This window comes from Mucilaginibacter sp. McL0603, assembly GCF_049992945.1.
GTDB lineage: Bacteria > Bacteroidota > Bacteroidia > Sphingobacteriales > Sphingobacteriaceae > Mucilaginibacter.
The window spans coordinates 2,960,541-2,983,459 of sequence record NZ_CP188251.1; the positions used below are offsets into that span (position 1 = coordinate 2,960,541).

Annotated in this window: 18 protein-coding genes; 15 read left to right on the top strand and 3 right to left on the bottom strand. The window is 42.1% G+C overall.

The window, feature by feature from the left end:
* Positions 1 to 112 precede the first annotated feature (112 nt).
* A complete protein-coding gene (locus tag ACPPVU_RS13770) occupies positions 113 to 3,373 on the top strand; it encodes an efflux RND transporter permease subunit (RefSeq protein WP_426667088.1) in 3,261 nt (1,086 codons plus the stop codon).
* A complete protein-coding gene (locus tag ACPPVU_RS13775) occupies positions 3,370 to 6,684 on the top strand; it encodes an efflux RND transporter permease subunit (RefSeq protein WP_426667089.1) in 3,315 nt (1,104 codons plus the stop codon). The genes ACPPVU_RS13770 and ACPPVU_RS13775 overlap by 4 nt, the downstream gene beginning before the upstream one ends.
* 22 nt (positions 6,685 to 6,706) lie before the next feature.
* On the opposite strand, the gene ACPPVU_RS13780 is transcribed toward ACPPVU_RS13775, so the two are convergent.
* Positions 6,707 to 7,627, bottom strand: a complete 921-nt coding sequence (locus ACPPVU_RS13780) for an AraC family transcriptional regulator (RefSeq protein WP_426667090.1) — start codon at positions 7,625 to 7,627, stop codon at positions 6,707 to 6,709.
* Between the two features lie 193 nt (positions 7,628 to 7,820).
* On the opposite strand from ACPPVU_RS13780, the gene ACPPVU_RS13785 reads away from it, so the two are divergent.
* The gene (locus tag ACPPVU_RS13785) at positions 7,821 to 9,341 is read left to right on the top strand and encodes an aldehyde dehydrogenase family protein (protein ID WP_426667091.1); all 1,521 of its coding nucleotides are present in this window, start codon (positions 7,821 to 7,823) and stop codon (positions 9,339 to 9,341) included.
* Positions 9,342 to 9,406: 65 nt separating this feature from the next.
* Positions 9,407 to 9,799, top strand: a complete 393-nt coding sequence (locus tag ACPPVU_RS13790; protein ID WP_426667092.1) for a DUF779 domain-containing protein — start codon at positions 9,407 to 9,409, stop codon at positions 9,797 to 9,799.
* Here the strand turns inward: ACPPVU_RS13790 and ACPPVU_RS13795 are convergent, their stop codons facing one another.
* Entirely contained in the window at positions 9,800 to 10,189 is a 390-nt protein-coding gene (locus tag ACPPVU_RS13795) for a response regulator (protein WP_426667093.1), read from the bottom strand.
* A 199-nt stretch (positions 10,190 to 10,388) separates the two neighbouring features.
* Entirely contained in the window at positions 10,389 to 11,783 is a 1,395-nt protein-coding gene (locus ACPPVU_RS13800; RefSeq protein ID WP_426667094.1) for a Gfo/Idh/MocA family oxidoreductase, read from the bottom strand.
* Between the two features lie 226 nt (positions 11,784 to 12,009).
* On the opposite strand from ACPPVU_RS13800, the gene ACPPVU_RS13805 reads away from it, so the two are divergent.
* From ACPPVU_RS13805 to ACPPVU_RS13855, 11 genes are all read left to right on the top strand, one after another.
* Complete coding sequence (locus ACPPVU_RS13805) at positions 12,010 to 13,674, top strand: hypothetical protein (RefSeq protein WP_426667095.1); 1,665 nt, start codon at positions 12,010 to 12,012, stop codon at positions 13,672 to 13,674.
* Between the two features lie 37 nt (positions 13,675 to 13,711).
* On the top strand, positions 13,712 to 14,080 hold the full coding sequence (locus ACPPVU_RS13810; protein WP_426667096.1) for an SMI1/KNR4 family protein: 369 nt from the start codon (positions 13,712 to 13,714) through the stop codon (positions 14,078 to 14,080).
* Between the two features lie 27 nt (positions 14,081 to 14,107).
* The gene (dinB, locus tag ACPPVU_RS13815; RefSeq protein ID WP_426667097.1) at positions 14,108 to 15,217 is read left to right on the top strand and encodes a DNA polymerase IV; all 1,110 of its coding nucleotides are present in this window, start codon (positions 14,108 to 14,110) and stop codon (positions 15,215 to 15,217) included.
* A gap of 135 nt (positions 15,218 to 15,352) precedes the next feature.
* Positions 15,353 to 15,907, top strand: a complete 555-nt coding sequence (locus ACPPVU_RS13820; protein ID WP_426667098.1) for a hypothetical protein — start codon at positions 15,353 to 15,355, stop codon at positions 15,905 to 15,907.
* A gap of 275 nt (positions 15,908 to 16,182) precedes the next feature.
* Complete coding sequence (locus ACPPVU_RS13825) at positions 16,183 to 17,499, top strand: vanadium-dependent haloperoxidase (protein ID WP_426667099.1); 1,317 nt, start codon at positions 16,183 to 16,185, stop codon at positions 17,497 to 17,499.
* 10 nt (positions 17,500 to 17,509) lie between these two features.
* A complete protein-coding gene (locus tag ACPPVU_RS13830; RefSeq protein ID WP_426667100.1) occupies positions 17,510 to 18,298 on the top strand; it encodes a hypothetical protein in 789 nt (262 codons plus the stop codon).
* A gap of 28 nt (positions 18,299 to 18,326) precedes the next feature.
* The gene (locus tag ACPPVU_RS13835) at positions 18,327 to 19,412 is read left to right on the top strand and encodes a hypothetical protein (protein WP_426667101.1); all 1,086 of its coding nucleotides are present in this window, start codon (positions 18,327 to 18,329) and stop codon (positions 19,410 to 19,412) included.
* A gap of 163 nt (positions 19,413 to 19,575) precedes the next feature.
* Positions 19,576 to 20,040, top strand: coding sequence for a RidA family protein (locus ACPPVU_RS13840; protein ID WP_426667102.1), 465 nt, complete (start codon positions 19,576 to 19,578; stop codon positions 20,038 to 20,040).
* Between the two features lie 100 nt (positions 20,041 to 20,140).
* On the top strand, positions 20,141 to 20,500 hold the full coding sequence (locus ACPPVU_RS13845) for a four helix bundle protein (protein ID WP_426667103.1): 360 nt from the start codon (positions 20,141 to 20,143) through the stop codon (positions 20,498 to 20,500).
* Between the two features lie 33 nt (positions 20,501 to 20,533).
* Positions 20,534 to 21,649, top strand: coding sequence for a D-TA family PLP-dependent enzyme (locus ACPPVU_RS13850; RefSeq protein ID WP_426667104.1), 1,116 nt, complete (start codon positions 20,534 to 20,536; stop codon positions 21,647 to 21,649).
* An 87-nt stretch (positions 21,650 to 21,736) separates the two neighbouring features.
* The gene (locus tag ACPPVU_RS13855; RefSeq protein ID WP_426667105.1) at positions 21,737 to 22,807 is read left to right on the top strand and encodes a dipeptidase; all 1,071 of its coding nucleotides are present in this window, start codon (positions 21,737 to 21,739) and stop codon (positions 22,805 to 22,807) included.
* The last annotated feature ends 112 nt before the right edge of the window (positions 22,808 to 22,919 follow it).

Below are 22,919 nucleotides of genomic sequence, written 5' to 3' on the forward strand. Positions count from 1 at the left end.
TTTTAGGTCTTAAGTCAAAAGTCAAATCAAAATAATAGAAAATGACTTTCTCCTTTCGGCCCTGGACTTAAAATCCAAGATATCAGACTCAAGACTTTAGATTTTAAAAAGAATGATTGCTAATACCTTTATAAAGCGGCCAGTAACTGCAATAGTAATTTCTATTGTACTGGTGATTACCGGTACGGTTAGTATTTTACTGTTGCCTATTGACCAATATCCTGACATTACCCCACCAGTGGTGCAGGTGAACGGACAGTTCATTGGCGCTGATGCCCAAACCGTGGAACAAACCGTGGCGACACCTATTGAAGAACAGGTAAATGGTACGCCGGGCATGGAATACATGCAGAGCAACAGCACCAATAATGGGGCTATGCAGCTTAATGTAACCTTCAAAATAGGCACCAATATAGATGTAGCTGCGCTCGACGTGCAAAACCGCGTGAGTATTGCTACGCCATTACTGCCTTCAGCGGCCAGCCGGCTGGGCCTTACTGTGCGTGCGGTTAATCCCAGCATGCTGATGATGGTAGCGATATATGCACCTAAAGATTCACACAACATTACCTTCCTTGATAACTATACCAATATTTTTGTCCAGGATGCGTTGTTGCGGGTACCGGGGGTAGGTACAATAAGCCGGTTTACTGACGACTTTAGTATGCGTGTTTGGATGAACCCGCAAAAAATGGCTGCTAACGGTATTGAGCCGCAGGATATTATTAACGCGCTTAACGCCCAGAACGTACAGGTGGCAGCAGGTACCGCCGGCGTGCCGCCGCAAGCGCCAACGCAAACTTATGAGCTTGGTATTTTGGTGAACGGGCGCTTAAGTACCGTCCCTGAGTTTCAAAACATCATTATAAAAAACAACCCTCAAACCGGCGCACTTGTTTACCTGAAAGATGTTGCCCGCATAGAATTGGGTAAATTCACTTTTTCAAGTAACTCATTTGTCGACGGTCATCGGGCATCATATCTTCAAATATACCAGGCGCCTGGCAGTAATGCGCTCGAAACCGCTAACGGTGTTTATGCAGAGCTCGCCAAGCTGAAACAAACCTTCCCGACAGATGTAGCTTACAGCGTTCCGTTTGAAGCTGTAACCGTTGTAAAGGTTTCGATGACCGATGTGGTACAGACCCTATTAATGACCCTTGGTCTGGTGGCTATCGTGGTGTTCCTCTTCCTTCAAACTTTTAGGTCAACGCTTATTCCTATCCTTGCTATACCTGTATCCATTTTCGGTACATTCTGCTTTTTTATCCCGCTTGGCTTCACCATTAACACCCTAACCATGTTTGGCTTCGTACTGGCTATCGGTATAGTGGTGGACGATGCTATCATCGTGGTGGAGGCAGTGCAGCATTATATCGACCATGATAAGATGTCGCCCAAAGAAGCTACCTACCAGGCGATGAAGGATATTTCGGCGCCGGTTGTAGCCATCGCGCTCATTCTTGCCGCCGTATTCGTACCGGTTGGGTTCATTCCCGGCATTGTGGGCAGGCTGTATCAGCAATTTGCCATAACCATTGCCATTTCGGTAATAATCTCGGCTTTCATAGCGCTTTCGCTAACACCTGCACTATGTACTATGCTGTTAAAGCCGACAGACGAAAGCAAGAAAAATAAAGGACTTACCAAATGGTTCACCAAATTCAATAACTGGTTCGACAGGGTAACAGCGAAGTACACAGAAGGTGTGCGCCGCAGTATAAAAGGGGCACGGTATATAGTTATCCTGCTGCTTTGTGTTTGCGTAGGCACTTACTTCCTCTTCAAGTCCAAGCCGACTGGTTTTATTCCTTCAGAAGACGACGGCAATTTATACGTAACATACCAGCTGCCGCCGGCATCATCTACAGCCCAGTCGGTTGATATCATGACCAAACTGATGAAGGTAGTTTCGGGCACGCCCGGTGTTGGCCACTATGCCGCGCTGTCTGGCCTTAACGTGGTAACTAACGCTACTAATTCCAACAACGGTACTATTTACGTACAATTGAAACCCTGGGACGAGCGCTCGGGCGATGATCAGAAGGTGCCCGGTATTATTAAGGTAATGCAAAAACGTATTGCCGATGCAGGCGTTACCAATGCTTCGGTTGAAGTAATACAGCCTTCGCCGCTTCCCGGTGTTGGCTCGACGGTAGGTTTCAGTATGCAGATAGAGCAGCGGAGCACTAATGATAACCTGCAGGATTTTGAACGGGTTGTTAATCGTTTTGTTGATTCTGCTAATAAAAACCCCGCAATTACTAAGGCTTTCAGCTTTTACACCGCCCACACACCTAACATGAGCCTTACAGTGGACCGAGAAAAATGTGAAAAGATGGGTGTCAGTATTTCTGACGTATTTACAACTATCGAAGCTTTTACTGGCAGTTTGTATATCAATGACTTCACCACCTATAATCGTACATTCCACGTGGTAGTGCAGGCCGATACCGTTTACAGGGCGTTAATATCTGATATGGAGAAGTACTATGTGCGCAACTCCAACAACAAAATGGTACCTTTAGGCTCCCTCATTAGTTTTAAGCCGGTTGAGGCAGCTCCACTGATATCGCACTTTAATATTTTCCGCTCGGCTGAGATAGACGGTTCATCTCCACCCGGTGTCAGCTCCACTGATGCAATCGCTGCGTTACAGGCATTGGCCAGCAAACAACTGCCACAGGGTTACACCTATGAATTTTCGGGGTTAAGTTATGAGGAATTGAAAGCCGGGTCTGTAACTATGTACATATTCGCGTTCTCCATCACCTTCGTCTTCCTGTTCCTGGCTGCGCTTTATGAAAGCTGGTCAGTTCCGTTTTCGGTGTTGCTTGCGGTGCCGATAGGGGCTTTCGGGGCTATTTTAGCTTTAGTGTTGGTGCCTTCTCTTACTGACAACGTTTATGCGCAGATCGGTTTGATCACACTGATAGGCCTTGCGGCAAAAAACGCCATCCTTATAGTGGAGTTTGCCAAAGTCCGGGTAGACCGCGGCGAAGACCTGCTTGATTCGACGCTCGAAGCCGTAAGCCTTCGTTTACGCCCTATTATTATGACGTCCATGGCCTTTATACTAGGTGTGCTTCCATTAGTTTTCGCAACTGGCGCGGGTGCAGTAGCACGGCGTACAATTGGTATGACCGTGTTGGGCGGTATGTTTGCGGCATCTACAATTGCTATATTTGTGGTGCCAGTGCTGTTCGTAATAATAACCCGTGCGGCTTACGGTAAGGAAAAATTAGATTACCTGAAAAAGCACCACAAAGAACTGATGGAAAAAGCGAAAAAAGTTGAAGCGCAAAATATCGACCCGGAACTGGAATTTGAATTACAGAAATCACGCGACCTGCATAAGTCAATCGAATCATGATTGCTAATACTTTCATAAAACGGCCGGTAACTGCTATCGTCATTTCCCTTGTTTTGATGATAGCCGGGGTGATATGCATTTTCAACCTGGCTGTTGATCAATATCCCAATATTTCGCCGCCCAGCGTAAGTGTAAATGCCAGCTATACCGGCGCTGATGCCCAAACCGTTGAGCAAACCACCGCTATCCCTATCGAGGAGCAGGTGAATGGTACCCCTGGCATGGAATACATGCAAAGCACCAGCAGCAACAGCGGCAACATGAACCTGCGTGTAACCTTTAATATCGGCACCAATCCACAGATCGCTGCGCTTAACGTGCAAAACCGTGTGGGTATTGCGACCCCTCTTTTGCCGGCAGTAGTAAGTAAACTGGGTGCTACCGTACGCGCCAGCAATCCCGACCAGTTGATGCTGATTGCTATTTACTCGCCGAAAAAGACACATAATATTACCTTTCTTGATAACTATACCAACACATTTATTCAGGACGCAATTTTAAGGGTACCTGGGGTAGGCGATGTGCAAGCGCGCACCGACCAGTTTGCAATGCGGATATGGCTCGACCCTGATAAGATGGCTTCTTATAGCCTGATGCCGTCGGATATAACCACTGCGCTTAGCGGGCAAAACGTATACGTTGCTGCAGGGTCGGTAGGTGCGCCGCCACAAAATCCGAAACAGGCCTTTGAAACCGGCATATTGGTAAATAGCATGCTTAGCAAGCCCGAGCAATATGAAAAGCTGATTGTAAAAACCATCCCAGGAACAGATAAAATGATCTATTTGAGAGACATTGGCCGGGTTGAGCTCGCCAAATTCACTTACTCAGGCGGTTCTTTTGTGGATGGTAACCGTTGTTCGCTATTGATGATCTTTCAATCGCCGGGAAGCAATGCGCTGCAAACAGCCGATAATGTTTACGCAAAGCTCGCAGAACTAAAAAAATCATTCCCGTCGGATGTTGAATACGTTGTTCCCTTTGAATCGGTTACTATTATCAAGGTGTCAATGGACGAGGTTATAGGTACATTGATTAAGGCGCTGATATTGGTTGCTATAGTGGTATTCCTTTTCCTCCAAAACTGGCGATCTACAATAATACCCATATTGGCTATCCCGGTATCCATTTTGTCTACTTTCTGTTTTTTCATTCCTTTAGGATTTACCATCAATACACTCACTATGTTTGGGTTCGTGCTGGCTATCGGGATAGTGGTCGACGATGCCATCATTGTAGTGGAAGCCGTGCAGCATTATATTGACGAACAGCACATGTCGCCTAAAGAAGCTACTTACCAGGCGATGAAAGAAATTTCAGCGCCTGTTATTGCCATAGCACTCATTTTGGCTTCGGTATTTGTTCCGGTTGGGTTTATCCCCGGCATTGTTGGCCGGCTTTACCAGCAATTCGCCATCACCATAGCCATATCGGTAATTTTTTCGGCCTTTATCGCGCTGTCGTTAACACCGGCCCTTTGTACACTTTTGCTGAAGCCCTCACATCATGGTTCAAACCCGACCACCTGGGTTGGCAAATTTTTTGCCTGGTTTGATCGTATTTTCTTTGGCAGCTTCAACCGTATGTTCGATAAGCTGAACAGCAAATATGCCAATGGCGTTAAGCGAAGTATAAAACGCTCTGCACTCATTATAAGCGTTTTGGTAGCCATATGCGTGTTGGCTTTAATTCTTTTCAGGCAAAAACCATCTGGCTTTGTCCCATCGGAAGACGGCGGACGACTGTTTGTAACCTACACCATGCCTGACGCATCTTCAACCACAGCCTCCAACGTTGTGCTGGCAAAGCTGATGAAGATAGTGGGCTCAACGCCGGGCATATTGCACTTTGTGGGTTCATCGGGTTTCAATATACTTGGCGGCGGCGGTAATAACAGCGGCACCATGTTTTGTATGTTAACCCCTTGGGACCAGCGCACAACCCCACAAACCACAGTGCAGGGCATCATGGACAATATTAAAAAGCGGGTAGCAAAGGCTGGTATAAAAAATGCTACCGTTGTAGCTATTCAACCGCCGCCAATAAGGGGTATCGGGATAGCGGCTGGTTTTTCAATGCAAATAGAACAGGGAAACTCAACGGATGATATTCATGCGTTTGAAAAAAATATTCAGAAGTTTGTCGCTGTTGCCAAAAAAACGCCGGCAACTTCAACCGCATTTAGCTCGTTTACGGCTCATACGCCAAGCTATACCGTTACTGTCGACCGTGAAAAATGCGAAAAGCTGGGCGTAAACATCTCCGATGTATTTTCTACTATGCAAGCCTTTATGGGCAGTTTGTTTGTAAATAATTTTACTTTATACAACCGAACTTATCATGCTGTTATTGAAGCCGACACTGCTTATCGTGCACTAATCACTAATATTAACAGATATTATGTGCGCAACCACAGCGGAAATATGTTGCCGTTAAGCACCCTGATAACTTACAAGGCAGATGCAACAGCAACATCGATATCTCATTTTAACATATTCCGGTCGGCTGAGGTAGACGGCTCTATTCCGCCGGGTTACAGCAGCGGCCAGTCATTAGATGCGCTTAAGCAAATTGCGGCCAAAGTACTCCCGCGTGGTTACACTTATGAATTTTCCGGCCTAAGCTACGAAGAGATCAAGGCGGGGAATATTACCATTTATATATTCCTGTTCTCCATCATTTTTGTGTTCCTCTTCCTGGCTGCATTATATGAAAGCTGGTCGGTACCTTTCTCTGTGCTGCTGGCAGTACCGATAAGCGCGTTCGGTGCGATAATAGCTTTAACGATGGCCCCAACCATTACCAATAATGTATATGCCCAGATCGGTCTTATCACACTGATTGGTTTATCGGCAAAAAACGCCATTCTTATTGTTGAATTTGCCAAATTACGTGTTGACCGTGGAGAACCGCTGCTGGAATCGACCATCGAAGCAGTACGCCTGCGTTTCCGGCCGATCATTATGACATCCATGTCCTTCATCTTCGGCGTGTTGCCGCTGGTGTTTGCCACGGGTGCCGGCGCAGAGTCCAGGAATACTATTGGTATTGCCGTTTTGGGTGGAATGATAGCCTCGTCAACTATATCTATTTTCATTGTTCCGGTATTATTTGTACTGTTCACACGCTTATCCTACGGCAAAAAACAGCTTCAATGGCTTCAAGACCACCACGACGAGTTGCTGGAAAAGGCAAAAAGGGTTGAGGAAAGTAATATTGACGCTGAACTGGAATACGATATTGCCGAATCTCGCGCAGAGAATGAAGCCAGTCGTGAAAAGCATGGAAAGGATCTGGGGAGTAAACATTGATTTTACCCCTTTGATCTAAATTTTAGTTCAAACTTTTTCTGAACTCGTTGGGGGTTATTCCCTCAACCCGTTTAAATAGCTTAAAGAAATAACTGAGATTGTTGATCCCGACAGAATAACAAGCCTGGCTGATGGTAACATTCATGTCTTTGAGTAATTTTTTAGCTGCTTTTATCCGTTCCTGTATAATAAAATCAACCGGACTTATATCAAACTCTCGTTTAAAGCACCTGAAAAAGTTGGGTTTGCTCATGTAGCAAAGGTTACTAAGCTTATCAATGGTGATATCTTCGTGAATATGTGATTTGATGTATTCAACCACAAAAGCAAAACGGTTGGTACTGGTGTTTTTATGATAACTATCTAATATCAGTTTCCTGGCCTGTGTTTGCATTAGTCTGATGAGTAGTTCTTTCAAGGTGAAATCTACCAGTACATCTTTGGCTGCATTGTTTTCAGTGCTGATGCTCAACAAGCGATCAATAGTTGTTTTGATCTCTAATGTGTTTTGTAAATGAAAGCAGGATAGATCGATTTTCCAGCTATCATCTTTTTCAACCTTCGGATATTTTTCATTAAGCAGATTTAATGTATCCTGTAAAATATCAGCCTGAACTGCCAGGGCAATGCATTGCGTAGGGTTCTCCTGATTAGCTTCCGGGAAATCGATCACCATTTCTTCATGATCAGGTACAATAACAGATTCGCCTGGTAAATAATCAAATTGTTCGGAGCCAAACAAGTGCATTATCTTTTTACCGCGCAACATGGTAGTCAGCACCATATCATCAAAAACTAATCTTACTTTTTCGGATTGCTGCCTGGTTTCATAAACGTTTAGCTCACAATGCTGCATGGTGTAAACCGACCGGTTTTCAACCAGTGTGCGTAAATCTTTTTCGGCTTTTAAAGGCAACAAACCGGGTTTAAAATTATGCTGCATAATTGTTTAATTAGCAATAATTAGTTGATAACGCCTGAATCGGTAAGGTAAATTGGTTGTAATAAATATAAGAATAAAACGATATTCTAACATTAATATTTTAATACATAAAACTGATAGGATACTGCATAAATGGTGGATGCCTGCATGCTTAATTTTATAAAAAACCAATTACTAAAATAATCTACAACTTATGGAAACCCAATTAGCAGAACAACACCTGGTAGCAAAACCAGCGTTTAAAGATCATTATGATAATTTTATAGGCGGCGAATGGAGAGCACCTATTAAAGGGCAATATTTTGAAAACATTTCGCCGATTGATGGGCAATCTTTTACCAAGATCCCACGGTCGGGTAAGGAAGATATTGAACTTGCATTGGATGCGGCACACAAGGCATTTGAAACCTGGTCGCATACATCACCAACGGAGCGGAGTAATGTATTGCTGAAGATCGCCGCCATAATGGAAGAAAACCTGGATTATTTGGCTGCGATAGAAACTGTAGATAACGGTAAACCTATCCGTGAAACCAAGGCAGCCGACCTGCCATTGGCTATTGATCATTTTAGGTATTATGCTGGTGTGATCAGGAGCGAGGAAAGCACGGTAAGCGAACTGGATTCTAATACAGTATCTTTAAACATACATGAGCCGATTGGGGTAGTAGGCCAGATCATACCGTGGAACTTCCCGTTGTTAATGGCTACCTGGAAACTGGCTCCTGCCTTAGCTGCAGGCTGTACCGTAGTAATGAAACCGGCCGAACAGACGCCGGTAGGTATATTAATATTGATGGATCTGATAAAAGATGTTTTGCCTGCAGGGGTAGTAAACATTGTCACCGGGTTCGGGCCTGAAGCAGGCAAACCTTTAGCAAGTTCGCCGAGGGTTGCCAAAGTTGCATTTACAGGAGAGACTACCACCGGGCGCCTTATTATGCAATATGCATCCGAAAACCTGAATCCGGTTACAATGGAACTCGGCGGTAAATCGCCTAATATATTTATGCCAAGCGTAATGGATGCCGACGATGAATTCTTTGACAAATGCCTGGAAGGTGCAGTAATGTTTGCACTGAACCAGGGCGAAGTTTGTACTTGTCCATCCCGTTTGCTGGTACATGAATCTATCTATGACCGTTTTATTGAAAGAGTGATCGAGCGTGTTGAAAGTATCAAAATGGGCCATCCGCTAGACCCAACAACCATGATGGGTGCACAGGCCTCACAGGATCAGTATGAAAAGATCCTTTCTTATATCGAAATAGGTAAAGAAGAAGGTGCCGAAGTATTAACAGGCGGAGCTAAAAAATATATCGATGGCTTAACAGAGGGTTATTATATACAACCTACTGTTTTGAAAGGTCATAATAAAATGCGTGTATTCCAGGAAGAGATATTCGGGCCGGTTGTATGCGTAACTACGTTCAAATCAACAGAAGAAGCCATTGAAATTGCTAATGACTCGCTTTATGGTTTGGGTGCAGGTGTCTGGACGAGGGATGCACACGAGTTGTATCAGTTACCAAGAGCTATACAAGCCGGTCGTGTCTGGGTGAATTGCTACCATGCTTATCCTGCACATGCACCATTTGGCGGATATAAAAAATCAGGTTTTGGGCGCGAAACACACAAAATGATGTTGAACCATTACCGCCAGAACAAAAATATGCTGATCTCTTATGATAAAAAGAAGCTGGGCTTTTTTTAATAGTTGAATGATTAATGCAAAGCATCATGGCATTTATTGTCATGATGCTTTTTACTTAAATATTTATGGCATCAGCAGAAAGAATTTCGGCAACCCCTGAAGCAATCAATTTGATCAGGCAATTGCGTAAAGAGCATGGCGAGTTAATGTTTCATCAAAGCGGTGGTTGTTGTGATGGATCGCAACCAATGTGCTTTGAGAAGGGTGAGTTTAAAGTCGGCTCAAACGACGTTTATTTGGGAGATGTAGATGGATGTGGCTTTTTTATGAGCAGTGACCAGTTTGAATACTGGCAACATACTAAACTGACCATGGATATTGTACCGGGACGGGGATCGAGCTTTTCATTAGAAATTCCGCTCGGCCTGCGATTTATTATACGGTCGAGGTTATTTACTGATGAAGAAATAGCCAATTTAAGTCCCGTAATTTCAGGAGAAGAGTATTACCTGGAATAATTAATTAGCGTAACTGATGCTATCAAAAATATCTTTCATTACAGGCTTTGAAATAAAGGTTGTAGCGAAAGGATATGATTTTGAACGGTTAATATCTACGGGATCAATAGAAGAAGAAACGATATAAATATTAATATTTTTTTTCAATGATTGATAAATACCCTGGAAGCGGTTTAAAAAATCCCAGCCATCGAACATTGGCATATATAGATCGACAAAAATATAATCAGGAAGTGATTCTGAATCTGATTTTTTCTCTTCAAGGTAATCAAGTACAACTTCCCCATCAAAAGAATAAGTCGCCTGGTTTGACAAGGTGCTGTTCTTAATGGTCATCTGAACTATTTTATGGAAAATAGGTTCATCATCAATTAATACCAGTTTGCACATTGGATTAAGTTTAGGATAAATTAATAAAGGTAGAAAACTATTAATTATATATTGTAATTCAAATTTAGTGAATTAATAATCAACCAATTAATTTATTTATCAACATTTTCTTGCTGTTAAATACTATTAATAATAATTGAATCGTTCAAATTAGTACTGTATTTTTTTAATTATTATGCAATTTTTGACTGTATGGAATCTATAATATCTTCATATTTATAGGATCCCAATGAATGGTTTTGTTTTGGAAATAGCTGTCATTGCAGGCAAGTGCGGGTGCAGCCGCTCTGAAACCAAATTCTGCGTCTTCTACAACAGCCTTGCCAGTGCGCATTGAATCAAAGAAATTAGCGAAATGCTCATTGGATGCATTATAGCCCTCTGGCGCCATATAGGTTACCGGGTCAAGTTTAGGTACTTGCTGATCTGCAGCTGAATATTTTTTATTATAATCATCCATCAGCGCCTTTTGCATACTTCCGGGGTAGGTTAATAGAGAATCCCAGCCACCTATGCCGGGAGCTACAGCCATTTTATTTTTATGGATGGTAAAACCATCACCTTCACCAGAAAGATCAATAACACCTTCAGATCCGATAACCCTGGTAGAGGTTCTTTCACCTTCGCCGCTTATAAAATTAACCTGCAATGATACCTGGAATGCAGGATGTTCCTGCGTTTCGGGATAGTGTATAACAGCCGTCATTACATCTGGTACGTTACGGCCATCTTTCCAATAGGTAAGATCTGCAATAGAGAATATTTTATCAGGCCCTTTTGAGTTGGTAAGGTAGTTAATGCCGGTTAAAAGATGTACAAACAAGTCTCCTGCTACACCTGTACCGTATTCACGGTAATTTCTCCAGCGGAAAAAGCGGTTACTTTCATAAGGATGCTTTATTTTTTCAGTAGCCTGGAACCTTTCCCAATCCACAGTTTGCGGTGAGGCATCCAATGGAATAGTGTATTGCCATGCACCCAGCGCATTTTGCCGGTTAAATGATGCCTGTATGGTATTGATCTTACCTATAGCCCCTGCCTGGAACATTTCTTTAGCCTTCTGGAAAGCAATGCTGCTTATGCGCTGACTGCCTACCTGGAAAATGGCCTTAGTTTCCTTTTGCGTTCTGATCTCGTCTAAACCTTCGCTGATATAATGCACCATTGGTTTCTCGCTGTAGACAGCCTTTCCGTTGCGCATGGCTTCGGTTGCAATACGGCTATGCCAGTTATCGCTGGTGGCAATGATCACAGCATCTATGTCTTTACGATTTAATATTTCGCGATAATCTCCAGTAGTAAAAACACTGGGACCATAAAGTTCTTTTGCTCTATCTAATCGGCCTTTGTACAGATCGCAACAGGCTGCCAGTTCAATTCCGGGGGATTGCAGTGCAGCATAGGTGTCGTTGTAACCCATAATACCCATTCCTATGGTTGCAATACGTATTTTATCATTCGGAGTGATCCTTTTTTCAGCTTGTAAAATCCTTCTCTCGTGTTCTTCCTGTGCGGCTAAAGTGGTAAGTCCAGCCGAAGTAAGGATAATGGTGCTACCTAATTGTTTTATAAATTTTCTGCGATCAGAGGACATAGTCTATATGTTAAAGGTTAAAAATTGGTAAAAGTGTAACTGGTAAAGTCCGGGGAAGACTTTTGTATTGCAATATAATAAAAGATCAATTGCGCCATCAATAGCTTGTTAAATAATTTAATGGTGTATTATGGACATTCTTTTTATGATCTTATTTAAAACCGCCATTATAGTTATTTGCGAATTGCTATTTTCACCCCAACCAATTATTTTAGTTTATCAACCTATGAACAGACGCCATTTTGTAAAAATATCAGCTGCAACTACTGCAGGAATATTATTTAGCAGGATAACTTCTTTAGCAGAAGGGTTTGCACCCATAATTAACTTGCCAGATGAGGTGTGGGCACAATCGGGTAAAGATTGGGTTCATTTAAAGCTTTCGGGTTCAACATATAGCAGCAACGGGATAGAAGTTAGCCTTAAACAGAATAGTGATGCTTTGTCAACATACGTTCAATCACCCGGGGTAGAGTTAAATGCTGTCCGCTTAAAATGGAATTATGGAGTAGCCCAGTCTACAAAAATTTTAGGCGATCATTGGGAGCGATCATACGGTGATCTGGCATGGAAAAGCCCGGATGCTGATGTTAAAAATCCATGGTATGTGATATTACATGATGGAAAGCAATCAGCATGTTTTGGCGTTAAGACAGGTTGCAATACCATTTGCTGGTGGACAGTAAAACCAGATAGCCTTGAGCTAACTATGGATACACAATCTGGTGGGGTTGGCGTTCAATTGGGGCAGCGTAAATTGCATGCGGCGGATATCATTACCACTAAAAGCAACGATGGTGAAACACCATTTACCACCACACAACGTTTTTGTAGATTGATGTGTCCAAATCCGCGTCTGTCTAAAAAGCCGGTGTATGGTATAAACGACTGGTATTTTGCCTATGGAAATAATTCGGTTAAGCTGATCAAAGAAATTACCGCATTAATGACTGACCTGGCACCTAATACTGATAATCGTCCTTTTTCAGTGATCGATGCGGGTTGGGCAACTTACTCACCTTTACTGCCGGGTGATGGTGGTTTTATGGATGATTTCTCTAAGCCGAACGATAAATTTAAAGATATGCATCAAATGGCTGAGGATATCAAAAAGCTTGGTATGCAGCCGGGTTTATGGACAAGACCATTATGCGCCAAACATGATGATAAGGCCAGTTTGCTTTTACCGCCTATTCCCGGACGCGATGATCCCAAACAGCCCATCCTCGACCCAACCATTGAAGAAAATATTGCACGCATTAAATATAATATCGATACCTATAAAAAATGGGGCTACAAATTGGTGAAGCATGATTATACTACTTATGATATCATGGGTAAATGGGGCATCCAGATGACAGACTCCTTGACGACACCAGGTTGGCGGTTTAATGATAATAGTCATTCTACTGCTGAGATCATCAATCAATTATATAATGCTATCCGCGAAACAGCGGGTGATATGTATATTATAGGATGTAATACCATGAGTCATTTATCTGCAGGGGTATTTGAGATGAACCGTATTGGAGATGATACCAGCGGCAAAGAGTGGGACCGCACACGCAAGATGGGTGTGAATACTTTAGGCTTCAGGATTGCGCAGCATAATGCCTTTTATGCAACTGATGGCGATTGCGTAGGAGTAACCCCTGATATATCCTGGAAACGCAACAAGCAATGGATGCAATTACTTGCCGAAAGCGGAACGCCTTTATTTATATCACCCCAACCAGATGCTTTGGGATCGGAGCAAAAGACATTTATTAAAGAATGCTTTGCTAAAGCAGCGAAAGTACAACCAACAGGTGAGCCTTTAGATTGGATGAGTAACCCGAGACCGGAGAAATGGAAATTAAATGGGAGAGTAGTGAATTTTGATTGGAGTTAAAAAAATATTCTGAAGTTTTAGTTTCTTAATAATAAATATGGCTGAAATGCATAACAACAATCCACCAACTGAAAATGAAATAAGTGCCTTTTTAAATCATATAGATTTTAAATTACCAGATAATTTCATTGATTTTTTTAGAAAAGCAAATGGTTCTGAAATAAATAAGAGTCAAGATTATATCGTCTTATGGCCTATAAGAGATATTATAGATTTAAATAAAAAATACAACGTTGAATTATTTGCACCTGGTTTTTTTATTTTCGGTTCTGATGGTGGTGGCACCGCATATGCAATAGAAAAGGATTCGGGTAATGTCTACGACATACCTTTTATAGGTATGTCAAAAGATGATGCTGTTCTCAAGAATAAAAGCTTTTTGGATTTCATAAATAGTCTTGGATAATCATGTCAAGATTATCATCTTATATGTATGGAAAATGCCAAAAACACTACCCATCACCGCAAGATCATCCACATCGATATGGATGCTTTTTATGCGTCTGTTGAGCAGCGGGATAATCCAGAACTGAGAGGAAAGGCGATTGCTGTAGGTGGCTCACCGGAAGGCAGGGGTGGGGTAGTTGCTACTGCAAGTTATGAGGCGCGCAAGTTTGGGGTGCGTTCGGCTATGCCATCAAAAAAGGCGCTGCAGCTTTGTCCCGAAGTGATATTCGTTCGACCGCGTTTTGCAGCATACAAGGAAGTGTCACAAAAGATTAGGGAGATATTCAGGCGTTATACTGATCTTATCGAACCGCTTTCATTAGATGAAGCTTATTTGGATGTAACACAGGATAAGCAAAATATTGGCTCGGCTATAGACATCGCCAAACTGATCAAACAAGCCATTAAGGATGAGTTGCAATTAACAGCTTCAGCCGGTGTATCTATTAATAAGTTTGTAGCTAAGATCGCCTCGGATATGAATAAGCCGGATGGTTTAACTTTTATAGGCCCATCTTCTATTGAATCCTTTATGGAAAAGCTGGCAGTAGAAAAGTTTTTTGGCGTGGGAAAAGTGACTGCTGAGAAAATGAAAAAAATGGGCTTGTTTACTGGTGCTGACCTTAAACAATTACCCGAAGATGAAATGGTAAAGCATTTTGGTAAAGCAGGTCGCTTTTATTACCAGATTGCCCGGGGAATAGACAATCGGGAAGTACAGCCTAATCGAGAAACGAAGTCCATAGGAGCAGAGGATACTTTTCCTTATGATCTGACAGAGATCGATGAAATGAATATCGAACTGGATAAGCTATCTCAGACCGTTGCTAATCGCCTGCAGCAATATCAGCTTAAAGGCCGTACAATCACCCTGAAAATAAAATATGGTGATTTTAAACAGATTACCCGCAATTATTCGGTAACAGACCCTGTGGGCGATTTCGGGGTCATATCTCAAACAGCTAAAAATTTGCTTTTAGCTACGGAACCGGAAGGTAAAAGAATCAGGCTTTTAGGGGTAACGCTATCTAATTTCGGCGAAATTACACTCAAACAGAAAAAGACCGATCATCCAGATCAGTTGGAGTTGTTTTGAATGCTTGATTGAATCGAGAATAGAATATTGCCGTTTAACTCAATCAAACCAACAACGGAAAACTTAACTTTTTTTTGCTTTGTAACAAATATTTTATACTTTCACCCCTATATAACCACTGATTAAACCATTTTCTTGAAAAAAATTGCAGCCATATTACTCCTTGCAGTTCACCTATTTTATTTAGGCGGGTATATGCTGGTTTTTCAATACTTCATTCATAAATCTGATGTTCAGATAGTTAAGCAGTTGTATGATAACAAAGTTGATAATGTGAAATTGGTGGAATTGAAAATTCCTGTTCACATGCCAACTATTGACGACTGGACAGAGTATGCCAACATACAAGGTCAGATACAGCTGAACGATGCGTACTATAACTATGTGCGCTTGAAAATGACAAAAGATACTATGTACCTGATATGCCTGGCTAATAAGGTTAAAGCAAACCTTGTTAAGGCCAACATTATCATGGCTAAAAATATTAACGATGTGCCTTTGAGTAAAAAAGGCGTCAGCAATTCATTCGCTAAAAAATCTGATCTGGGATACGACCATGTTTACCAAATTGTGCAATGCGATTATGTGCCATTAGCAAATCTGGTTAAAGGGAATTCTAACTCCTTTTTATCTCATTTAAGTAACCCTTATATTGAGTCTCCCGGCAAGCCGCCGAATACTGCCTGTTAAGCTGTCTGCTTACTTATTTCTGAATCTATTCATGGAAAAATTGTATGAATGTGTGTTCATTTATTAATGATATCATAACATGCTTTAGTTCCATTAAATCTTACAATGTAGTTATAAGCAGCGCGTCTACTCTAATCTTGTTGTTTTGTGGCTATAAAAATTATTGCAACGAAATAACGCCGGTCAAATCCTTCAAGCCATTCATATTATTTATATAATTAAGATTATGATCATACTGAGCAGGTTCAGTAACTTAATACACACGGACAATCAAGATGAAGTTTTTTAAAATATCTATAATTCTTTTTTTAGCATTTCTGACATCCTCCTGCAGTCACAAGTCCTCAACACCGCCGGACGATGCCGCAGTACTGCATGAGAATGAAGACCAGTTAACGAACGTGATCATATATGATGTGTTCACCCCGCCGGTAGCCTCCAGGATCTATGGCTATACCTCGCTGGCAGCCTATGAAGCCATCCGCTATGCCGACCCGAAATACAACTCGATCACCGCTCAGTTAAAAGGCTTCGGCAACCCGCCCGAACCGGAGAAAGGGAAGCAGTATAATTATACACTGGCAGCCACCAAAGCCTTCTTTACGGTAGCCCATAAGGTGACTTTTTCGGTGGATACGCTGAAAAAGTATGAAGACGGCGTATATGCCCGCTTTAAGGATCAGCTGGACGAGGAGACCTATACCCGCTCAATGGACTTTGGCGAAAAGATCGGCAAGATGATCCTGAAAAGGGCTAATATGGACTATTACCCGCAGAGCCGCGGCAAACCCAAATATTTGGGCAGCGGCGACCCGGGCAAATGGCGCCCTACACCGCCCGACTATATGGATGGGGTAGAGTTCTGCTGGGGACAGATGCACCCTTTGCTGATCGATTCGGCCTCCCAGTTCCCGCCACCACCGCCACCCGCTTACAGTGAGGACAAGAACAGCGCCTTTTTTAAACAGGCGATGGAAGTATACCAGCAAAACAAATCGCTGAGCGCAGAACAAAAGACGATCGCCACTTACTGGGATGATAACCCTTTTGTGGTGGTGCATAACGGCCACATGATGTTTGCCGACAAGAAGATCACTCCGGGCGGACACTGGATGGGTATCACGGCCATTGCCTGCAAGCAAAGCCATGCCGGTGCGATAAAGACAGCCCAGGCTTATGCACTGACCTCGGTTGCCCTGTTTGAATCGTTCATCACCTGCTGGCAGGTGAAATACAATTACAGCTACGAAAGGCCTGTATCGGTGATCAATGAGAAGATAGATCATGACTGGCTGCCGCTGCTGCAGACCCCGCCCTTCCCGGAATATACGGCAGGGCACAGCACGATCAGTGCAGCCTCGGCTACCGTGCTGACCCATGTGTTTGGTGACAACTATAAATTCCAGGATACCAGCGACCTGCATTACATCGGTCTGCAAAGGCATTTTGACTCGTTCAACAAAGCTGCACAGGAAACGGCGATGAGCAGGTTCTATGGCGGTATCCATTACAAAAACAGTTCACTGATGGGAGCCGAACAAGGCAACAAAGTAGGTGAATTCATCTGGCAAAAACTGAAATTGACTAAATAGAATAAGCAGAATGTTAGTATTAGATAAAAAGATACATTATACACTTCGTTTTGCAGCAGCCATGTGCTTTATAGGGCATGGAGCTTTTGGGATTATTACCAAGAAAATATGGCTCAATTATTTTGCCGTGTTTGGCATAAGTCACAACATGGGTTATCACCTTATGCCAATAGTAGGTATACTGGATATTCTGATGGGGATATCCTTAATATTTTATCCCACCAGGGCGATCTTATTATGGCTTGCTGTATGGGGCTTCATCACTGCTTTATGCCGTCCATTATCCGGTGAGCACTTTGCCGAAGTTATTGAACGTGCCGGAAATTATGGTGCGCCGTTAACCTTACTGATATTATCTGGCTTTGCCGGTAAAAAGATCAAAGCATGGGTAGCTGGTATTAACCCGGATACCCTCATCAATGAGAAAACATTGGCTGCAGCTACTACCTGTTTACGAATAATAGTATTTCTTTTATTAACCGGTCATAGCTGGCTGAACCTGGTAGAAAAGAAAGGGCTATTAGATCAATATGCATCTATTGGTTTTTCAAACCCGGCACAGGTAGCGCACATTGCTGGCATATTTGAAATACTCGCAGCATCAAGCGTTCTTATCCGCCCTATACGTTCTGTACTGATCGCATTACTGGTTTGGAAAATGGGAACCGAACTATTTTACCCTCACTGGGAAGCGTTCGAATGGATAGAGCGTGGCGGAAGCTACGGAACCATTCTGGCTCTGTGGTTCATATTGCCACAGGTATCAATTTTAAAACGAAATTCTTTACAAACAACCTAATTACAACAATTTTCAACCAAAACAAATTATGAAACTACTTTATAAATTAAATCTTATCACTTGTTTTTTTCTTTTATTAAATCATACTAACGTTTTTGCGCAAGGATGCGTTGCTATCCGCAGTACCGGTGGTGTATGCACAATGGATGAACACCCCGACAGTTCAATTAAACACGGGGCATGGTTGTTTAACAGTAACAGCCGTTATTATAAGTCTTTCAGGCACTTTGTAGGCAAACAAGAGCAATTTCAGCGTACGGAATTACAAAATAACGTTATCAATAAAGTTTTTACCCAGGATTTCGGATTTACCAGGATATTTAATGATCGCTGGTCAGTAGCTATTGACATTCCTTTTGCTGATAACAGCCGTTCGCAGGTATCAAAAGGCGGGACAAGATTTAGTACTCATTCATTTGGATTAGGTGATATACGTGTTACCGGGTATTATTGGCTACTTAATCCCGCAAAAGTGCATGATGGGAATATACAGGTTGGCTTGGGTGCAAAATTTGCGACAGGCGCATATAACTTACAGGATTATTTTTTACAGGCTGATGGAACTAAAGCTCTTGGCCCATTGGATCAGTCGATACAACTGGGTGATGGTGGAACAGGTGTAAGCGCCGAAGTAAATGCTTATTATAACCTATCGCATAAATTTGGATTTTATGGTAATTTCTTTTACCTGGCAAACCCAAGAGACGTAAACGGAACGCCACGTTCTGCAACGCCGGCCAGCCCCACCACCATAGCAGCAACCGGCGATATCCAAAGCGTGCCTGATCAGATGCTGATCAGAGTAGGTGCCAGTTTAGCTGTTAATCATTTTGATTTTTCGGCCGGCTTCCGTGATGACTGCCTGCCAGTGCGTGACCTTTTCGGGCAGAGCGATGGTTTCAGAAGGCCAGGTTATATTTTATCCGTTGAACCAGGAGTAACTTATCGAGTTAAAAATATAGCCATATATGCATTTGTGCCGATCGCTATCATTCGCGACCGTACACAAAGTGTTCCTGATATCAGAACCACAGAAATAACAGGAGTTTATACCCACGGAGATGCAGCTTTTGCTGATTACGTGGTTAACATAGGACTTACAATAAAATTTTAGTTGAACACGTATTTACTGATTGTTTAGTTGAAAGCCGGGAGTTGAGATCCCCGGCTTTTTTTATGAACTAACGTTCTATCTATTATGTAAATATTAGGTTGATTCAGCGTCACAATTTGAATATTAAATTCTGCATATCATTAATACTTTATAGTTTTATACTATGAATACAGCTGAACAAAATTTTGCAGCGCTGGGACTTAATCTGCCTCCAGCACCTCAGCCTCTGGGTGTTTATAAACCTTTTTTAATCGACGGAAAATATCTGTATGTTTCAGGTCACGGTACAGTAAAGGATGATAAAAGCCTGATAATCGGTCGTATAGGTCAGGACATGAATGCTGATGAAGGGAAGCTGGCTGCCCGTCAGGTTGGTCTGGCGATATTATCCACCATAAAAACTAATTTGGGAAGCCTGGATAAGGTAAAACGTGTGATCAAGGTATTGGGTATGGTAAATTGCACGCCCGATTTTGAAAATCATCCTTTTATCATTAACGGCTGTAGTGAACTGTTTGCCAAAGTATGGGGCGAGGACAATGGTATTGGTGTACGAAGTGCGGTAGGAATGGGTTCTTTGCCAGATAATATACCAGTGGAGATAGAAGCTTTGTTTGAGTTAGTTTAATTATAGTACTGAGTTTTGAGTATTAAGTTTTGAGTTCTAAGAGCCTGTCTCTTATTTACATTTTAAAATGTCAGAACAATAAGTTATAAGTAATATTTTAATGCAGGATTTTAAAAAGTTAGTGGTTTGGCAAAAAGCGATAAAGCTAATAACTGTAACATATCAAATTGTTTCTACCTTCCCGTCAGAAGAAAAATATGTGTTAATCAGCCAACTTAAAAGGGCGGTGTTGTCTATATCAAATAATATAGCAGAAGGCTGCGGACGGTTTACTAAAAATGATTTTGTGCATTTTCTTCAAATGGCATTAGGATCAACTAATGAAGTGGAAAACTGTATTTTAGTCAGTAAAGAACTCAAATACTTAAATGATGATTCATTTGAAACTCTAAATAAACAAAATACAGAAGTTCGTAAAATGCTGATTGCATTAATAGAAAAAATCAGAAAAGGTGAATAGTATTTTATACTCACCACTTAAAACTCATTACTGATGACTCAAGGGAACTGGTATATTATAAAAGACATCGAAAAATTAGATACCCCTGGATTGGTGATCTATCCCCAAAGGGTAAGGGAAAATATTAATATCCTTAAGAGAATGATCGATGATGTGTCGCGTTTGAGGCCGCATGTTAAAACGCATAAAAGCAAAGAAGCTGCTTTATTGATGCTGGATGCAGGTATCACCAAATTCAAATGTGCAACAATAGCCGAAGCCGAAATGCTGGGTATGGCTAATGCACCTGATGTATTATTGGCTTATCAGCCTGTTGGCCCCAAGCTTGAACGGTTTATCGAACTGAACAAAATTTATCCCGCAACCAAATTTTCTTGCCTGGTTGATAATAGCATTTCCGCGCAGAGCATTTCAGATACAGCGTTAAAAAATCATTTAAAGATCAATGTTTACCTCGATCTGAATGTAGGTATGAACCGTACCGGTATAACGCCGGGCTTAGAAGCTCTGCAATTATACATCGATTGCAATGCATTACCGGGAATAAAATTGATAGGCTTACATGCTTACGACGGACATATCCATGATGCAGATTTGGCAGTGCGAACAAAAAGGTGCAATGAGTCTTTTGAGCCCGTAAAAAAATTACAGCAAAGTATTAAAGAAAAAGGCTATCCTGAACCTATAATTATTGCAGGAGGTTCACCCACTTTTCCAATTCATTTGAAAAGGAAGGTGGTAGAATGCAGTCCCGGTACATTTATATACTGGGACAGGGGATATAGCTTGACCTGTGCCGAACAGCCCTTTTTAACAGCTGCATTAGTAGTATCAAGAGTAATATCCTTGCCTGATGAGACTAAATTATGCCTGGATGCAGGCCATAAATCAATATCCGCAGAAAATGAATTGAACAAGCGAATCTATTTTTTGAATGCACCGGAATTGGTCTTCATCGGTCAAAGTGAAGAGCATTTGGTGGTGGATGCGGGCAAGGATCATCATTATAAAGTAGGTGATGTATTTTACGGCCTGCCATACCATGTTTGTCCGACTATTGCTTTGTATGAGCGGGCAATTACCATTGAAGATTATAAGATAAGCGGAGAGTGGAGAAATATAGCCCGAGACCGGAAAATAAATATTTAAAGTTGAGTAAGTTGATTGCGTTGGATCAAGTTAATTTGTAAACTTTCAGCTCACTCAAACTATTCAATAATTCAAGCAATCAAGCCAATGTTTACCATAGATGCCCACCTCGATCTGAGTATGAATGCCCTGGAATGGAACCGCGATCTGCGCCGACCAGTTTCAGAGATTAATGAACGTGAAAAAAACCTGACTGATAAACCCGATCGGAGAAATGGTACAGTATCACTTCCTGAATTGCGTAAAGGAAATATAGGGTTGGTAGTGGCTACGCAGATCGGCAGGTACGTTGCTCCGGATAATCATTTACCCGGCTGGCATTCGCCAGAACAAGCCTGGGCACAAACGCAGGGTCAACTGGCTTGGTACAAAGCCATGGAGGAAGATGGTGAAATGGTGCAGGTAAACGATCTGTTGAGTCTTGAAAGACATATTGAGCTATGGAAATACGGTCAGCCTAATCAGTACAGGCCAATCGGGTATATTTTAAGTTTAGAGGGTGCTGATTCCATTATTAGTTTGAAACATTTGGAACGCGCTTATAAGCATGGTTTGAGAGCGATCGGTCCGGCGCATTACGGCCCCGGCAGATATGCCAATGGAACGGATTCAACCGGGGAAATGGGCAAAGAAGGACTGGCATTACTGAAAGAAATAGAACGACTCGGTATCATACTGGATGCAACGCATTTATGCGATGATGCTTTTTGGCAGGCGCTGGATAATTTTAACGGTCATATATGGGCAAGTCATAATAATTGCAGGGCGTTGGTGGATCATAACCGTCAATTTAGTGACGAGATGATAAGAGAATTGGTAAACAGAGATGCTGTAATAGGAGCAGCCTTGGATGCCTGGATGATGGTGCCGGATTGGGTGAGGGGCGTTTCGACTCCAAAAGTAATGAATTGCAACCTGGAGGTAATGATAGATCATATCGATCATATTTGCCAGATAGCCGGTAATGCTTTACATGTGGGTATGGGGACTGATCTTGATGGCGCATTTGGCCGTGAACAATGTCCGTATGATCTGGAAACAATTGCTGATCTGCAAAAAATTCCTGCCTTATTAAAAAAACGCGGGTATACCGAAGCTGATATGGAAAACATGATGCACGGGAATTGGCTGCGCTTCCTAAGGAATGTATGGGCGTGATTTTTTAATGGAAGTTGATTGAGTTAGATTAGGTTAATTAAGTTGAATAAGTTACAGAATGTATTTATTTAATCAGCCATTAACTAAATCAACTTATTCAACATAATCAACT

What these genes read in the sequence shown, in the direction of transcription:
- ACPPVU_RS13845 (WP_426667103.1), top strand. Translation starts at nt 20,141, where the DNA reads ATGCAGGATTTTAAAAAGTTAGTGGTTTGGCAAAAAGCGATAAAGCTA.
- ACPPVU_RS13810 (WP_426667096.1), top strand. Translation starts at nt 13,712, where the DNA reads ATGGCTGAAATGCATAACAACAATCCACCAACTGAAAATGAAATAAGT.
- ACPPVU_RS13780 (WP_426667090.1), bottom strand. Translation starts at nt 7,627, where the DNA reads ATGCAGCATAATTTTAAACCCGGTTTGTTGCCTTTAAAAGCCGAAAAA.
- ACPPVU_RS13825 (WP_426667099.1), top strand. Translation starts at nt 16,183, where the DNA reads ATGAAGTTTTTTAAAATATCTATAATTCTTTTTTTAGCATTTCTGACA.
- ACPPVU_RS13775 (WP_426667089.1), top strand. Translation starts at nt 3,370, where the DNA reads ATGATTGCTAATACTTTCATAAAACGGCCGGTAACTGCTATCGTCATT.
- ACPPVU_RS13785 (WP_426667091.1), top strand. Translation starts at nt 7,821, where the DNA reads ATGGAAACCCAATTAGCAGAACAACACCTGGTAGCAAAACCAGCGTTT.
- ACPPVU_RS13770 (WP_426667088.1), top strand. Translation starts at nt 113, where the DNA reads ATGATTGCTAATACCTTTATAAAGCGGCCAGTAACTGCAATAGTAATT.
- ACPPVU_RS13795 (WP_426667093.1), bottom strand. Translation starts at nt 10,189, where the DNA reads ATGTGCAAACTGGTATTAATTGATGATGAACCTATTTTCCATAAAATA.
- dinB (WP_426667097.1), top strand. Translation starts at nt 14,108, where the DNA reads ATGGAAAATGCCAAAAACACTACCCATCACCGCAAGATCATCCACATC.
- ACPPVU_RS13840 (WP_426667102.1), top strand. Translation starts at nt 19,576, where the DNA reads ATGAATACAGCTGAACAAAATTTTGCAGCGCTGGGACTTAATCTGCCT.
- ACPPVU_RS13790 (WP_426667092.1), top strand. Translation starts at nt 9,407, where the DNA reads ATGGCATCAGCAGAAAGAATTTCGGCAACCCCTGAAGCAATCAATTTG.
- ACPPVU_RS13835 (WP_426667101.1), top strand. Translation starts at nt 18,327, where the DNA reads ATGAAACTACTTTATAAATTAAATCTTATCACTTGTTTTTTTCTTTTA.
- ACPPVU_RS13830 (WP_426667100.1), top strand. Translation starts at nt 17,510, where the DNA reads ATGTTAGTATTAGATAAAAAGATACATTATACACTTCGTTTTGCAGCA.
- ACPPVU_RS13805 (WP_426667095.1), top strand. Translation starts at nt 12,010, where the DNA reads ATGAACAGACGCCATTTTGTAAAAATATCAGCTGCAACTACTGCAGGA.
- ACPPVU_RS13800 (WP_426667094.1), bottom strand. Translation starts at nt 11,783, where the DNA reads ATGTCCTCTGATCGCAGAAAATTTATAAAACAATTAGGTAGCACCATT.
- ACPPVU_RS13855 (WP_426667105.1), top strand. Translation starts at nt 21,737, where the DNA reads ATGTTTACCATAGATGCCCACCTCGATCTGAGTATGAATGCCCTGGAA.
- ACPPVU_RS13850 (WP_426667104.1), top strand. Translation starts at nt 20,534, where the DNA reads ATGACTCAAGGGAACTGGTATATTATAAAAGACATCGAAAAATTAGAT.